20 protein-coding genes and 4 pseudogenes are annotated in these 14,989 nt (G+C 37.4%); 23 read left to right on the top strand and 1 reads right to left on the bottom strand.

The annotated features are described in order from the left end of the window. Positions 1-204: 204 nt before the first annotated feature. The 14 genes and pseudogenes from metG to DW743_RS07855 all read left to right on the top strand — a co-directional run. Positions 205-681: pseudogene (gene metG, locus DW743_RS07915) on the top strand (methionine--tRNA ligase subunit beta); the annotation flags it as partial. 226 nt (positions 682-907) lie between these two features. Continuing rightward, the gene (locus DW743_RS07910) at positions 908-1,411 is read left to right on the top strand and encodes a GNAT family N-acetyltransferase (RefSeq protein WP_022461045.1); all 504 of its coding nucleotides are present in this window, start codon (positions 908-910) and stop codon (positions 1,409-1,411) included. Between the two features lie 35 nt (positions 1,412-1,446). Continuing rightward, entirely contained in the window at positions 1,447-1,590 is a 144-nt protein-coding gene (locus tag DW743_RS18645) for a hypothetical protein (RefSeq protein ID WP_003864332.1), read from the top strand. Beyond that, positions 1,581-2,174, top strand: a complete 594-nt coding sequence (locus DW743_RS07905) for a class I SAM-dependent methyltransferase (protein WP_278309103.1) — start codon at positions 1,581-1,583, stop codon at positions 2,172-2,174. Before DW743_RS18645 ends, DW743_RS07905 begins: the two co-directional genes overlap by 10 nt. A gap of 99 nt (positions 2,175-2,273) precedes the next feature. Beyond that, positions 2,274-2,876, top strand: a complete 603-nt coding sequence (locus DW743_RS07900) for a Type 1 glutamine amidotransferase-like domain-containing protein (protein ID WP_055225706.1) — start codon at positions 2,274-2,276, stop codon at positions 2,874-2,876. Positions 2,877-3,146: 270 nt separating this feature from the next. Continuing rightward, a complete protein-coding gene (locus tag DW743_RS07890; protein WP_055040005.1) occupies positions 3,147-3,335 on the top strand; it encodes a hypothetical protein in 189 nt (62 codons plus the stop codon). Between the two features lie 104 nt (positions 3,336-3,439). Continuing rightward, positions 3,440-4,153 carry a lantibiotic protection ABC transporter ATP-binding protein gene (locus DW743_RS07885; protein ID WP_055225704.1) on the top strand — a complete coding sequence of 238 codons (714 nt, stop codon included), beginning with the start codon at positions 3,440-3,442 and terminating at the stop codon, positions 4,151-4,153. Beyond that, positions 4,146-4,877, top strand: a complete 732-nt coding sequence (locus DW743_RS07880; RefSeq protein ID WP_055225702.1) for a lantibiotic immunity ABC transporter MutE/EpiE family permease subunit — start codon at positions 4,146-4,148, stop codon at positions 4,875-4,877. The genes DW743_RS07885 and DW743_RS07880 overlap by 8 nt, the downstream gene beginning before the upstream one ends. Position 4,878: 1 nt before the next feature. After that, entirely contained in the window at positions 4,879-5,619 is a 741-nt protein-coding gene (locus DW743_RS07875; RefSeq protein ID WP_117761244.1) for a lantibiotic immunity ABC transporter MutG family permease subunit, read from the top strand. A 14-nt stretch (positions 5,620-5,633) separates the two neighbouring features. Continuing rightward, entirely contained in the window at positions 5,634-6,296 is a 663-nt protein-coding gene (locus tag DW743_RS07870) for a response regulator transcription factor (RefSeq protein ID WP_055195474.1), read from the top strand. After that, positions 6,284-7,660 carry a sensor histidine kinase gene (locus DW743_RS07865; RefSeq protein WP_117761242.1) on the top strand — a complete coding sequence of 459 codons (1,377 nt, stop codon included), beginning with the start codon at positions 6,284-6,286 and terminating at the stop codon, positions 7,658-7,660. The genes DW743_RS07870 and DW743_RS07865 overlap by 13 nt, the downstream gene beginning before the upstream one ends. A gap of 112 nt (positions 7,661-7,772) precedes the next feature. Next, positions 7,773-7,868: pseudogene (locus tag DW743_RS18440) on the top strand (DUF6462 family protein); the annotation flags it as partial. Between the two features lie 308 nt (positions 7,869-8,176). Beyond that, complete coding sequence (locus tag DW743_RS07860) at positions 8,177-8,392, top strand: hypothetical protein (RefSeq protein ID WP_055221652.1); 216 nt, start codon at positions 8,177-8,179, stop codon at positions 8,390-8,392. Between the two features lie 22 nt (positions 8,393-8,414). Then, positions 8,415-8,831 (top strand): hypothetical protein, encoded by a 417-nt coding sequence (locus DW743_RS07855; RefSeq protein ID WP_055225697.1) that lies wholly within the window; start codon positions 8,415-8,417, stop codon positions 8,829-8,831. 51 nt (positions 8,832-8,882) lie between these two features. Here the strand turns inward: DW743_RS07855 and DW743_RS07850 are convergent, their stop codons facing one another. Beyond that, entirely contained in the window at positions 8,883-9,398 is a 516-nt protein-coding gene (locus tag DW743_RS07850; RefSeq protein WP_055182202.1) for a helix-turn-helix domain-containing protein, read from the bottom strand. 192 nt (positions 9,399-9,590) lie between these two features. Between DW743_RS07850 and DW743_RS07845 the strand changes: the two genes are divergently transcribed. The 9 genes and pseudogenes from DW743_RS07845 to tnpA all read left to right on the top strand — a co-directional run. Continuing rightward, positions 9,591-10,247 (top strand): hypothetical protein, encoded by a 657-nt coding sequence (locus DW743_RS07845; RefSeq protein ID WP_191892610.1) that lies wholly within the window; start codon positions 9,591-9,593, stop codon positions 10,245-10,247. A gap of 735 nt (positions 10,248-10,982) precedes the next feature. Beyond that, on the top strand, positions 10,983-11,192 hold the full coding sequence (locus tag DW743_RS18435; RefSeq protein WP_021737557.1) for a DUF6219 family protein: 210 nt from the start codon (positions 10,983-10,985) through the stop codon (positions 11,190-11,192). Positions 11,193-11,195: 3 nt separating this feature from the next. Then, positions 11,196-11,651, top strand: a complete 456-nt coding sequence (gene bcp, locus DW743_RS07830) for a thioredoxin-dependent thiol peroxidase (protein ID WP_021737556.1) — start codon at positions 11,196-11,198, stop codon at positions 11,649-11,651. Next, on the top strand, positions 11,651-12,400 hold the full coding sequence (yaaA, locus tag DW743_RS07825) for a peroxide stress protein YaaA (protein WP_055267392.1): 750 nt from the start codon (positions 11,651-11,653) through the stop codon (positions 12,398-12,400). The genes bcp and yaaA overlap by 1 nt, the downstream gene beginning before the upstream one ends. Before the next feature lie 127 nt (positions 12,401-12,527). Beyond that, positions 12,528-12,935, top strand: coding sequence for a Fur family transcriptional regulator (locus DW743_RS07820; RefSeq protein WP_055225693.1), 408 nt, complete (start codon positions 12,528-12,530; stop codon positions 12,933-12,935). Beyond that, positions 12,928-13,548 (top strand): annotated as a pseudogene (locus tag DW743_RS18925) (flavin reductase); the annotation flags it as partial. The gene DW743_RS07820 and the pseudogene DW743_RS18925, both read left to right, overlap by 8 nt. 18 nt (positions 13,549-13,566) lie before the next feature. Beyond that, entirely contained in the window at positions 13,567-14,109 is a 543-nt protein-coding gene (gene rbr / locus DW743_RS18920) for a rubrerythrin (protein ID WP_005426680.1), read from the top strand. A 27-nt stretch (positions 14,110-14,136) separates the two neighbouring features. Beyond that, a pseudogene (locus tag DW743_RS19050) lies at positions 14,137-14,232 on the top strand (L-lactate dehydrogenase); the annotation flags it as partial. A gap of 353 nt (positions 14,233-14,585) precedes the next feature. Next, positions 14,586-14,989, top strand: a 404-nt coding sequence (tnpA, locus tag DW743_RS07810) for an IS200/IS605 family transposase (protein WP_118760256.1), incomplete at its 3' end; no start/stop codon positions are given.

Genomic DNA, 14,989 nt, shown 5'->3' with positions numbered 1-14,989 from the left:
TATGTTATACTTGCTAAGTATTGTTGTGTTTGACACAGCAGTACATGCATAAAATAAAAAGACGTATTTTAAGGCGAATGACATCTTTTGGACGCACAAAAGTCAAAAAAACGTCCAAGAGTATCCAAGTATATAGAATCCGGGAAAGCCCATTTTCCAAGGGTTTACAAGGATATACAAGAGTTAGCTTAGCAATCAAAAAAATTCCCGACGATGAAATCACAGGGCGCTGCTAAGAACGAAGCAAACAACGCAGCTCAGTCTGGTGCAGCAGCTCCGGCAGAGACAAAAGTAGCTGAGAAGGTTGATTTCTCCAATGTGAAGATTGAACCAATCTTTGAAGAAATGGTTGATTTCGATACATTTGCAAAATCTGATTTCCGTGCAGTTAAGATTCTTGAGTGTGAAGCAGTTCCGAAATCCAAGAAGCTTCTGAAGTTTGTACTGGATGACGGAGAACGCAAGGATCGCGTGATTTTAAGTGGTATTCACGAGTATTACGAGCCGGAAGAACTGGTTGGTAAGACAGCAATCGCTATCGTGAACCTGCCACCGAGAAAGATGATGGGAATTGATTCCGAGGGTATGCTGATTTCAGCAGTACACGAGGAAGATGGTCACGAGGGACTGAACCTTCTGATGGTAAATGACAGAATCCCAGCAGGTGCTAAGCTCTATTAAGATGATGTAAAGATGTACCGTTTTACCAAATAGACGGGACGTACTTCATTTGATAAAAAACTAAAAAAACAGCGATTTACATTAAACTTACATCAATTGATGCAGAAATCGGTGCAAGCAAGGGAAAATCGCATAATTAGTGCAATGGGTGGGCAATTCCAATCGGAGTTGCCCATTTTCTAAAATGAATGGAAATGCAAATCGATATTTAGCGAGGTAAAGATATATGCTTCATTTAGAAAAAGTAAATGGTAATAATGTCTGGGATATCCTGAAACTGACGGTATCGAAATCGCAGAAGAACTTCGTTGCCACCAATGAGATCAGCATCATTGAAGCGTATACTGCAATTACGGGAAACGGTCATGCATTCCCGTTTGGTATATATGATGAGGATAAGCCTGTAGGCTTCCTGATGATTGGTTTTGATGTTGATGATTATTGGACGGATGCACCTGAAATTGCAAAGGGAAACTATAATCTGTGGCGTCTTATGATCGATAAGGCATATCAAAACAGAGGGTACGGAAAAGAAGCGGTCAGCCTTGCATTAGAGTTCATAAAATCTATGCCTTGTGGAGAAGCGGAATACTGTTGGCTATCATATGAACCCGATAATGCAGTTGCCCGTCAGATGTATCGCTCTTTCGGTTTCGAAGAAACCGGTGAAATGGACGGCGAAGAACTGATCGCTGTTCTGAGACTGCAATTAACAACTTCAAGTTTTTGAAACTGAGAAATAGGAAGTTGTGGAGGTAATTATCAATGAGAAATATTTACGATAATAGTGAATTTTTTGCCGCATATGCGGAAATGGGAAGAAGCAAAGATGGTCTGAAAGCTGCTGGAGAGTGGCATCAGTTGCAACCGTTATTCCCTAAATTACAGGGAAAAAAGTTTTGGATTTAGGATGTGGTTACGGTTGGCATTGCAAATATGCCGCACAAATGGGAGCTACTGAAATTCTTGGTATTGATAGTAGTCAAAAAATGATTGCAAAAGCAGTAGCTGATAACTCTGATGACAAAATCAAGTATAAAGTTTGCGGTGTTGAAGAATACATTTATCCTGAAAATACTTATGACCTAGTTGTTTCTAACCTGGTACTGCACTATATCGAAAATTTAGCTAATGTTTATCAAAAGGTGTATTGCACATTAAAAGTAGGTGGGTATTTCCTATTCAATATTGAACATCCGACTTTCACCGCAGGTGTTAATGAGGATTGGATTTATGATGAAAATGGGAAACCTAAATATTGGCCAATCGACAATTACTATTACCCAGGCGAAAGAGAAACCAATTTTCTTGGTCAACGAGTAATTAAACAGCACCACACATTAACGCAGATATTGAATCCACTTATAAAATGTGGTTTTCAAATTGAGGCTATTGAGGAAGCAATGCCTCCGGCAGATATGATGGGTATGCCGGGAATGTGTAATGAAATGCGTAGACCTATGATGTTGTTGGTTAAGGTTAAAAAGGTTTAATAAACAACTTCTAGTTTGTAGATGCAAATACATAGTAATTATGGTGTAGGGGACAAGGAATTGTTCCTTGCAAATCGCAATTTATAAAGGAGAATATTGATGAACCTATTTTTATGTTCGCACTTTTCAAGTGTAGGAAGTCTGATAAAGGAAGAAATTGAAAATAAAAAAGTCGCATTTATTCCAACAGCTTCGCTGCGTGAAGGCTACACCGGTTATGTCGGCTCGGCTCGAAAATTATTCAAAAAGTTGGGAGCAATCGTAACTGAAATTGATATTTCAACGGAGGCTTATTCAACGATACAGTCTGTTTTTGAAGATGCGGATGTGATATATTTTACCGGCGGAAATTCTTTTTTCCTTATAGACCAGCTCCGTAAAACGGGAACGGATGAGCTGTTGAAGAAAGAATTGGCAAAGGGAAAACTGATGATTGGTGAATCGGCAGGTGCGATTATATGCGCTCCAAGCATCCAATATATCGAGCAAATGGATGAAAAGCCGGAGGACTACTCACAAGAAGATGATGCAGGGCTTGATTTGATTGATTTCTATGTTCTTCCGCATTATCTTACAGCACCATTTAAGAAAGTTACCGAGAAAATAATGACTGAGTTTTCGGATTTGAATCTATGCCCAATTAACAACCGTCAGGGAATTGTAATTGATGGTGAAGGTTCAAAGGTTATTTGTAAAGACTAATTTGAAAATTCAAGTTTGTCGGACTTACTCTACAATAATCAAAGACCGCTTACATCGTGTAGGCGGTCTCTTTTCTTATTCAGAAATATTTGATTTTGAGCTTTCTTTTCTTGGCTGACATTACCTTGCAGAGAACATTGTCAACCCCGTCGGTATATCTGCCTTGTGCTATCAGGCTGTTCTTTAAACGGATAAGTGATTGTATTACTCTGCCATATTCGTCATCATTAAGATAGATGAAGCACTTGAATTGATGGGCAGGTAGACTATATGTATGGAGAAGCACTTTATAAGCCTGAAATGAAAGAAGGAAATCCTATAAGGTTATATAGTTTGGATGAAATCACGGAGATATTCGGTAAATTAGGACTTCGTATTTGTAACAGCTTTGCTGATTTCAGTGGAAAGCCGAGTTCTGATAATGATATTCAATTGATGGTTTATTCCATACGAGAATAAAAATAGAGTAGACGAATTATTTAGCAATCTTCATCAAATCTTTATTTCTTTCTGTTAGGTTATATTTCAGTAAGAAATGAAATATGGAAGGAAGGATAGTAAAGATGGAAATGATGTTGCAGACACAAAATTTGTGTAAATATTTTAGAAAGCAGAAAGCGGTAAATAATGTTTCACTTAATATAGAAAAGAAACAGATTTATGGACTGCTTGGACCGAATGGTGCGGGAAAATCTACCACATTGAAAATGTTGACTGGTATGATGAAACCCACTGCAGGAAAGATTTACTTTGATGGAAAACTTTGGGATAGGAAAGATTTATCAAAAATAGGAGCGTTAATTGAGAATCCGCCTATTTATGAAAATCTTTCCGCCAGAGAGAATTTGAAGGTAAGACAATTATTGCTTGGTACAGATGAAAACAGAATTGATGAGGTCTTGCAGATTGTATCACTTACAAACACCGGAAAGAAGAAAGCAGGACAGTTTTCTTTGGGAATGAAGCAAAGACTAGGCATTGCAATGGCATTGCTTGGAGAACCGGAACTTTTGATATTGGATGAACCTACGAATGGATTAGATCCAATAGGCATCGAGGAATTACGAGAGCTGATCCGGTCTTTTCCGGAACAGGGAATCACTGTAATTCTCTCCAGTCATATTCTCTCAGAGGTACAGTTACTTGCAGATAAAGTCGGGATTATTTCAGGTGGAATCTTAGGATACGAAGGAGCATTAAAGCAGGGAGATAATCTTGAAGATTTGTTTATGAATGTGGTAAGAAAAAACCAGAAAGCAGGTGAAATCCATGGTTAATATTATAAAAGCAGAACATCAAAAAGCCAAAAGAACCATGCGAAAAAAGTTTATCTGGGGATTTCCTCTTCTTACATTTGTCATGGCATTTATATTTACTCTTGGGATGACAAATGCTTATGCAGAAAGTGTTTGGAACTGGTGGTATACACTTTTGCTGCCGGGGATGATTGCTCTATTTTGTTATCTTTCTGTGGCGCAGGAGAAAAAGATAAAATACTATCATTTAACGACTATTCCCACAGACAGAAGAAAATTGTTGCTGGGGAAAATTATTTATATTGGGTACATGATTTTGTTTTCTAATGTGATTGTGTTTGCAGGAGCAACGCTTGGAGGCTTTCTTCTAACGACACATGTTCCAGTTGGAGGAGCGTTGATTGCAGTATTGTTTCTGACGGTTTCTGAGTTATGGGAGATTCCGGTAGCTTTATTTTTAAGTGAACGATTTGGAATGATTGTAAACCTGTTCGTCTGCCTGTTTATTACCGTCAGCGGTGTGGTAATATCACAAACCAGAATCTGGTATGTACTTGTTTCTGCAATCCCTATGCGAATGATGTGCCCGTTGCTTCATGTTTTACCAAATGGACTTGCCGCAGAAGCAGGGAATCCTCTTTTGGATACGGGAGTCATTGTTCCGGGAATGTGTCTCTCAATCATCTGGTTTGTTTTTGTAACGGTTCTGTTTTTGAAATGGTTTGAGAGAAGAGAGGTGAAATAAGATGATTGGAAGATCTCTTAATGCAGACTTGCGAAAGATGAAAGGAACATCTGTGATTCTGGCACACTTACTGATTCCGATTATAACCAGCGTTATATTTTTAATATATTACTTTTTTTCACCATGGAATGAAAATATGAAAGTGATTGCATTTTATCAGGCAATAGGAGCAGGACTTCCGGTACTTATTGGAATTTTTACAGCAAGTGTGATGGAACAAGAACAAAATGCAGGTAATTTTCAAAACCTGTTGTCTTTACCGGATAAACCTGCAGCATTTTTATCGAAACTGTTGATGCTACTGGTTTTGTGTCTGTGCTCTATCCTATTGACAGCAATCATATTCGGAATTGGATTTGGAAGAATCGCATCAAGCGATATCGAAATCATGAAAGGATGTATATTTGCAGCATTGCTGCTGTGGGGAAGCAGTGTTCCACTTTATCTGTGGCAGCTGATTCTGGCTTTTCAGTTTGGAAAAGGGGTATCCATTGGAGCAGGGATTATATCAGGACTAATTAGTGCATTGATGCTTACCGGACTTGGAGATTATGTGTGGAAATATGTATTTGTCTGCTGGACGGGTAGAGTACCATATACTTATCTGCAATCTATATTGGGAGAAACTAGTGTAGGTGAATGGTTGTCATTCATACCAGGTTGCTTAATATTTACAGGGATTAGTATGGTATACTATTTTTGGTGGGTAAACCACTGGGAAGGAAACAGAATATCGGAATAGAATCGAGGGAAACTATGGCAAAAATACTGGCAGTTGATGATGAACCGGCAATTTTGGAAATGATAGAAAGCATTTTGAATAAGGATGGACATCTGGTTACCAAAGTAAGTAATCCACTAAAAATTAATATGGAAGAATTACATCGTTATGACCTGATTTTACTGGACATTATGATGCCTGGAATTGATGGCTTCGAATTATGCAAAAGAATTAGGATACTTGTGGATTGTCCGATTTTGTTTCTTACGGCAAAAACGGAGGAAAACAGTCTGGTAAACGGACTTTCTTTAGGAGCAGATGATTATATTTCAAAGCCATTTGGAGTGATGGAACTTCGGGCAAGGATCAATGCACATCTTAGAAGAGAGCACAGGGAACATTCTGTCCGGATGGTTTTAGGGAGAGTCTGCATTCAGATGTCTCAAAAGAAACTGTTGATGGATGATAAAGAACTTCCGTTTACGAAAGCAGAGTACGAAATCTGTGAATTTCTGGCTAAAAACAGAGGACAGGTTTTCTCGAAGGAACAGATATTGGAAGCGGTCTTTGGCTTTGACAATGAGAGTAATGACAGTACCATTATCACGCATATCAAAAATATAAGAGCAAAATTTGCGGATTATGATTATATGCCGATAAAAACAGTCTGGGGGATTGGATATAAATGGGAAGAGTAAAGAGAAGCAATGCACTCAGCAGGATTTTTATGAGATATGTACTGGTCATGCTTGGATCATTAGTTGGTTTGGTGATTGTTGCTTATCTGCTGCTGTACCTTTTGATTAGTGTGGGCTGTATTTATCCGGCAAATTATGCAGAGCAAAAGATTAATGAAGCATATGATACGATTCTATGTGCAGATAAAGTGACTGCTGAGATGATTCCCGCACTTTGTGATTATGTAATCTTTTCAGAGAATGGAGAGAAAATAGGTGGAGATCTGTCAGAACAATACGAACAGATAGCATGGAATGTTGCAAAGTACGGAAACGCATCCGGGAAATATTTTTATAAAGTAATTGTAAGGGAAAATGAATATGTTGTATTGCAATATCGCCTGACACCTCAATATCATTCAGCTTTTTTGAGGGAGCATTTTATAGGACCACAGAATGTGATGATTATTATGTCTGTGATTGGAGCGGTAGCGATTATCATCATTCCGTCCATACGTTTTGGAAAAAGAATCAAAAAGCAGATGCAGCCTGTATTAGACGCAATCAGACAAATAAAGGATCAAAATCTGGAATATGAGACATCCTGTTCCGGTATCAAAGAGTTTGATGACTGTTTATCGGCAATCGATGATATGCGAGATGCATTGCGAGAATCTTTAGAAAAGCAGTGGAAAACAGAGCAGGAAAAGAAACAACAGATGTCTGCTTTGGCGCATGATATTAAAACACCTCTTACGATTGTACGGGGAAATGCAGAACTACTTTCAGAGACTGAACTGACCACAGAACAGAAGAATAATATCACTTATGTTTTGAACGGCACAACACAGATACAAAGTTATGTAAAACAGTTGATAGATGTCACAAAATCATGGAATTGCAGTGATGTTACCTATACAACGGTGAGGTTAGAAGATTTTTTCGCAGATATAAAGGAACAGGCACTCGGACTGGTAGAAATCTGTCACCAGAAGATAGATTGGAAGGCGGAACAAAGTGATAAAAAGGTAACGATTGATTATGATCCAATGTTCCGAGCCGTAATGAATGTGATTCAGAATGCAGTGGAGCATACAAAAGAAAATGGAATCATTTATATTGACGCAAAGGAGCAGGATGGCCGGCTGACATTCATTGTGGAGGATAGCGGATCAGGATTTACAAAAGAAGCATTATTGCATGGCACAGAGCAGTTTTTTATGGATGACACAAGTAGAAATGGCGAAGCCCATTATGGGATGGGACTATTTTTTGCAAAAACTGTGGCTGAAAAATATGGTGGAGGTATTAAACTTTCGAATTCTGAAAATACAGGTGGGGCGAGGGTAGAAATATTTTTCCTGAGTAGTCAGGAAACAAGCTAAATGAAAAGTCTAATCCCCCAGCATAGCTGGGGGATTAGACTTTTCATTTATACGGATATTCGCAAACTACAAGATAAAGCCAAAACTTCATATACTCTAACAGTTAGCGAAAGATGCCAGAGCAGTATACCATGTCAAACGAATTGTGTTAGTTAATTTGGATCTTATTGATGAATATCTGGAAGCATTCCGTGATGAAGAATTTTGATGAAAGAACAGGAGGAACAACTATTCCTCGAAAATTGAGAATTACATATGTTCAATTCTTTGTATTAGGTATATATTTTGAAAAGTTATCCGGTTATACTGACAATATCAAAAGGCAGAACTGTTAGAATGAGGTGAGCAGATGGATACAGCACAGAGAATAAGGATAATTCGGATGATTGAAAAAATAGAGAAGAACCCAGAATTCAGTAGTAAAATCGGTGTGAGAAATACATCTGAGTTTATATCAAGTAAACAATCAAAAAAATGAATGATTCAAATCATAACAGGAGTCAGAAGGAGTAGAATATGTTATCGTTATTATTTGCTATATGCATGATTTGGTTTATTGGAAAATTTTTTATATTTGGTGTAAAAGCATCCTGGGGAATCTTAAAGCTGCTCTGTACAGTTGTATTTTTCCCGGTGATTTTGATAGGAATGGTTGTTGGCGGACTGATTTATATTGCACTTCCATTGTTGATCATCGGCGGAATCATTGCACTTATATCATCTAACTCATAAAAATACGAGGAGGGAAGAAATTATGGGATATGATATAGAAAAAGAGAAACGAGAAGCGATTGAAGCAGGACAACGTGCGTTAAGTAGTCTTCGGACAGCAAAAGAGAACCTGAACAGTGCAAAGAATTGGGGCTTGGTGGATATGTTTGGCGGTGGATTCTTTTCTACGATGTTGAAACACTCCAAGATGGATCAGGCAAGACAAAATATGGAACAGGCGAAATATGATCTTCGTAATTTCAGTAGGGAATTAAATGATGTGAACGTGGCTTGTAATTTAAACATCAATACTGGAGACTTCTTATCCTTTGCAGATTATTTTTTTGATGGATTTGTTGTGGATTGGATGGTGCAGGATCGAATCAATAATGCCAGACATCAGGTGGAAGAAGCTATCCGCAGAACGGAATACATCATAAACCAGTTACAGCATATGTAAAGGAAAGAGGCAGTGAACCATAAATAGGTTCGCTGCCTTGTTTTTTCATACTTATTTCTGTTTCTTTTTTTCTTCTCTGAGCAATTCGATGTTTAGTCCCTGCTCTCCGGCTGTTTTATCAACCCAGAGATTCAGAGAATCTATTGCCAGAGAAATTTCATCCAGTTTGTTGCTGATAAAAGCAAAATCCTTGATCTCATCATCACTGATCTTACCGTCACGGGCAATCTGGATCAGACGTGTGGTAAGAGGATTAATCTCATTCAGACTGGCAATGGTTTCCAGGATTATATTGGACAAGTCAGAAACTTCGACTTCCGGGACATAACGGTGACCGATTTCGCATTTATGAGAGCAGTAATAATTGCAGAGATCTGGTCGCCCGTAAGCGTCTGCCATCTGGATAATATCATAAGGTGTAGGTTCCTGCATTTCATATTCAAATTTTTCAATTTTAGAATCAGAAACAGCAGTCATTTTTTCGCTGGCTTCTAATCTGGTAAGACCGGCTTCTTCCCGGCAAATCTGATAAATTGTTTTATTTTCTCTTGTAGATTGTTTCCCCATGAGAATAACCTCCCCGTATATCGCCGAACATGAGAATTATCAGGTGTTAAGTCCACATGCTGTGCGTGTATTTTCTTTATAGATTTTATTATACTTGAAGCATCAGTAAACAACAAGTGCATTGTTGATACGGAATTATGAAAGGAAGAAAAAACATGAGGAAAACTAGAAGTGATTGTAGAGTAGGAACATTTGAAAAGAAGCATGGTCTTCCACCGGGGACTATTAGAAACAAAAATGGAAGAGATACCAGAAGTGACAAAAAAATTGGCACCATTCGCAAAGAAGCAAAGTAGGAACATAATCATGGAAAAGAAAATAAGAAAAAGATATCATTCAGAAGAAGCTGTAAAAAAAGCGTTAAAAATTGAATCATTTCGAAATTTAACAAAGGATAAAGTGATGGAGTTTACATCTATGATTCCATATATGGAAAAGGAAGTGGCGCTTGAAATAATAAAGCAGTTCCCAGTATATGTAGAGTTTGTGGAATCAGCAATAGAAAATTATACACAGTTATGCAAAACAATTTTAGAAACAAATAAAGAAGAATATGAACAAGCAGTTCATGCACATCAGTATGTTCTTGAGACCTTCGCAAATCAGCTGGAACAAGAAAACTTAACAGAGGAGGAAAGAAGGGACTTTTCTGAAAAAATGATTGAAGAAGCTGATAAAATAACGGAATTATATTTACAGCAGCAGAAATTTCATGAGCGAGTGTTCAAGACGATTGGGGGAGTTGTAACATTAGCTTTGGGAGTGACGGTAACAATGTTAGGTTTAAAAGCAATTGGTAGCGATGAAGATTTACCTCAACTAGATGATGAGAATCAGAATGTTGCATAATAGCTTTATCTATAATTGAAAACAACAAGATGGAAAGGCTCAGGAAAAAGTATTCTGGGCCTTTTGTCTTAGAAGGATAGCAGTATAAAAGAGCAGGGATTTTTATACCCCACCTATTGATATACACTGTAACCATCAAAGAAGATTAAATCATAAAATTCAAAGAAATGGAGGAGTTGGCAATGGAAGGTTTTAACACTGGTGATGGTTACATGGGATTGGAGACTGTGAGAAAAAGTCTGTAACACTTTTTCTATGCGAACCCTACAAAAATATTAGAAGAATAACGTATGCAAAACTTCCTGTTTGCCAACTTGCCCTTTGAGAGAGGAAAAATCCTTTTCTCAAAGGGCTTTTTTGTTTATACGGATATTCGCAAACTTACAAGATAAAGCTAAAATTTCATATACTCTAAGCACAAGGAGGTTGAGGTTTATGAGCCAAACAGCACAGTGTCTAAGGCATATAAGCCACGAACCTGGTATACATTCTGCCAAATGGGAACAATGACGCAGGGTATCTGTAAATTAAAAAATAATGAAAAGAAGAATAAAAAAATACAACACGAAAGGATGCGTCAAGGTAATGCAAGAATTATCGTGATACATCCTTTTGTATTTGGATTGAGTATTTTTCTTTCCCTGCTTGTCAAAAGTAATGGATGGAATGTATAATATTGTTAATGATCCAGAGATATTTATTTTGGAAACAGCTTAATCAATTTGGAGGTATAAAATGAAAGCACATAAGTATTGGTCAATCGGAGCGTTAATTACTATGATTGGAACTTTTTATACTGGATATAAAGGATCCAAATCAGGTCATAGGTATTTTGCGTGTAGCACTCTTATATGTATGATCATGTCTATGTATACGGGACATAAAATGATTTCAGGTAATAAAAGAACAAGAAAACAGGTGGAAAATACAAAAGCGGAGGAATAGTAAATGTTAGAGTTAGGAAAAAAAGCACCGGACTTTGAATTGCCGGATCAGAATGGAGAAATGCATAAATTAAGCGATTATGCAGGAAAAAAAGTGATCTTATATTTTTATCCAAAGGATAATACACCAGGATGTACGAAGCAGGCATGTGGCTTTTCTGAGCGTTATCCACAGTTTACTGAGAAGGGAGCTGTTATTCTCGGAGTAAGCAAGGACTCTGTAGCGTCTCACAAGAGATTTGAAGAAAAATACGGACTGGCATTTACGCTATTAGCAGATCCGGAGCGTAAAGTTATTGAAGCATATGATGTCTGGAAAGAAAAGAAAAATTATGGAAAAGTATCTATGGGTGTAGTAAGAACTACATATCTTATTGATGAGCAGGGAATCATTATAAAGGCAAATGATAAAGTCAAGGCGGCAGATGATCCTGAAAATATGCTTAAGGAATTGGCATAATGAAGATTATTTTATCACCTGCAAAAAAGATGATTGTAGATACCGATAACTTAGCACCGGTTGAACTGCCTGTCTATATTGATAAGACAGCAGAAGTATTAAACTGGATGAAAAGCAAATCAAAAGAAGAACTGAAAGCTATCTGGAAATGTAATGACAAGATTGCAGAGCAGAACTTTAACAGATTGGAAAATATGGATCTTTATAACAGGCTTACTCCGGCTGTTTTAGCATATGAAGGGATTGCATTTCAATATATGGCACCATCTGTGTTTGAAATCCAGCAGTTTGAGTATTTGCAAAATCATTTAAGAATCTTGTCTGCGTTTTATGGCATTTTAAAACCAATGGATGGTGTGACTCCTTATCGTCTTGAAATGCAGGCAAAGGTTGGAATTGGAGATGCAAAAAATCTGTATGAGTACTGGGGAGAATTGTTATACCGCTCAATAATCGATGACAGGAGGATTATCATTAATCTTGCATCAAAAGAATACTCAAAATGTATAGAAAAGTATCTGACATCACAGGACAGATATATTACGATTGTATTTTGTGAGTTATCCGGAGATAAATTGGTAACAAAAGGTACCTATGCCAAGATGGCTCGGGGTGAAATGGTCAGATTCATAGCGGAAAATAATATTGAAAATCCGGTGGAGATTCAGAAATTTGACAGACTCGGATATTCGTTTAGGTCTGATTTATCTTCAGATTCAGAATATGTATTTGAACGCAAAATAAAATAGTTATTCAGGTAAAAGATGCTCAGTTTGACAGTTTTTGTAATAATGAGAATTATTACTATTTTTATTGACAGCAGGATGAGGGTGGTATATAATCCTTATTAAGAACTAATCCTAATAAGGAGGACAAATGACAAGTAGGAGAAATACCATTCAAAAAGATCTCGTAAGAAATACCGTATACGAAATGAGAAGACACGTTACGGCAAATGAAGTGTATGAATTTATAAAAGAAGCATATCCAACAATTGGAAAAGGAACTGTATATAGAAATCTTGATATATTGGTAGAGGAAGGTGCATTAAGAAAGGTTGAAGTTCCGAATGGACCGAACCGATTTGATTTTACATTGAAAAATCATTACCATGTAAGATGTATAAAGTGCGGTGAAATTTTTGATGTGGATATGGATCAAATACCGGATTTACTGGAAAGAATTCATAACACTCATGGAATTGAATTTGTGGATTATGATATTTCATTTAAAGGCATTTGCCCGAAATGCAGGGAGAAGGTAAAGGAGGAACAGCATGGATAGGAAAGCAATGTATAAGTTGAGTTATGGACTGTTTATATTGACCGCTAAAGAAGCAGAAAAAGATAACGGATGCATCATTAATACAGCCATTCAGGCAGCTTCGGAACCAAACCAGTTAAGTATCTGTGTAAATAAGGCAAATTATACGCATGATATGATTCAAAGAACCGGAAAATTTACTGTATCAGTCTTAAGTCAGAAGGCACAATTTGAATTGTTCAAACATTTTGGCTTCCAATCAGGAAGAGATACCAATAAGTTTGAAGCCTTTGAGCAGTGTGCCAGGGGCACAAATGGTATTTATTATATTACAGAAGGTACAAATGCATACATTTCTGTGACAGTTACTAAAACAGAGGACTTGGGTTCACATACGATGTTTATCGGTGAGATAACCGATATGGAAGTTTTAAGCAATGTTCCTTCAGTAACATATGATTATTATCAGAATAATATTAAGCCTAAGCCACAGGAGGTTGGAAAAACAGAGGACGGTCAGACAATATGGCGTTGCAGAATTTGCGGATATGAATATGTAGGCGAGGAATTACCAGATGACTTTATATGTCCTTTGTGCAAGCACCCGGCATCAGATTTTGAAAAAGTAGTAAAGAAAACGGAGGTAAAAGAGATGGCAGCAAACAAATATGCAGGAACACAGACAGAGAAGAATTTACAGGAGGCATTTGCAGGGGAATCACAGGCAAGAAATAAGTATACCTATTTTGCTTCTGTAGCGAAAAAGGAAGGTTACGAGCAGATGTCAGCATTGTTTTTAAAGACTGCAGATAATGAGAAAGAACATGCAAAGATGTGGTTCAAGGAATTAGCAGGAATTGGTGATACAAAGGAAAACCTGGTGGCAGCGGCAGAAGGCGAAAATTATGAGTGGACAGATATGTATGATGGCTTTGCTAAAACAGCTGAGGAAGAAGGATTCCCTGAGCTTGCAGCAAAATTCAGGGCAGTAGGTGAGATTGAGAAGCACCATGAGGAAAGATATCGTGCACTTCTTAAGAATATTGAAACTTCACAGGTATTTGAAAAGAGCGAAGTTAAGGTATGGGAATGCCGTAACTGCGGACATATTGTGGTAGGAACTAAGGCGCCTGAAGTATGTCCGGTATGTAATCATCCACAGAGCTATTTTGAAGTACATGAAGAGAATTATTAAGGAGATGAGATTATTACGAAGAAGAAAGTGATTAATTCAAAAAAAGCAGTAATGATAGGCTGTGGCTTTGTTGGTTCTGCATCGGTATTTGCTCTGATGCAGAGTGGCTTGTTTACAGAGATTAAGTGATAATTTTTTTGCAAAGATTGTAGATTATAAATCTTCTTTTACAAGCGATAATAATCTGATGAAAACAATGATCATCAGGTGCTTCAAAACATCTTTCCAATTTGGTGCAGGCAGATATTATTGAACCAGTATCCGGTCACGGAAAAGGAAAATATAAATTCAAGAAGTAGTTTAGGTATTGTAAAATTTCCACTCGATGAGTGGAAATTTTGCTTATCCAATGCGTCGTAAAACCCCTTGCTTCAGCTATGGGGATATATAAGACGCGTCCATCGAATTTACGCAAGTAATTGAAGATGGACAAAATAACAATTGTGTTAATTGATAAAACATTGTATAATACAAACATGAACACAACATATAAATCAAACAATAATGTCGTCTATTCCTGTAAATACCATGTAGTATGGTGCCCCAAATATAGACGAAAAGTATTAACGAACGGTGTAGATGTCCGGCTGAAGGAGCTGCTCACAGAGTATGCTGCAAATCGTTCTGTAGACATTCTGGAAATGGAGATCATGCCAGACCATGTTTATATGCTGCTGGAAGTAGATCCTCAGTTTGGAATCCACAAAGCTGTAAAATCGTTCAAAGGCTATACGTCCAGAATTTTAAGACAGGAATTTCCCTATCTCAAAACGAAAATGCCGACGCTCTGGACAAACAGCTATTTTGTATCTACCGTTGGCGGTGCCCCGCTGGAAGCAGTAAAACAGTATATCGAAAACCAGAAAACATCGCAGAGACA

It is taken from the genome of Blautia sp. AM28-27, assembly GCF_003480905.1.
Classification (GTDB): Bacteria; Bacillota; Clostridia; order Lachnospirales; family Lachnospiraceae; genus Fusicatenibacter; species Fusicatenibacter saccharivorans.
Note: the sequence above shows the minus strand (reverse complement) of the source record. Positions and strands in the feature narration are given on the sequence as shown.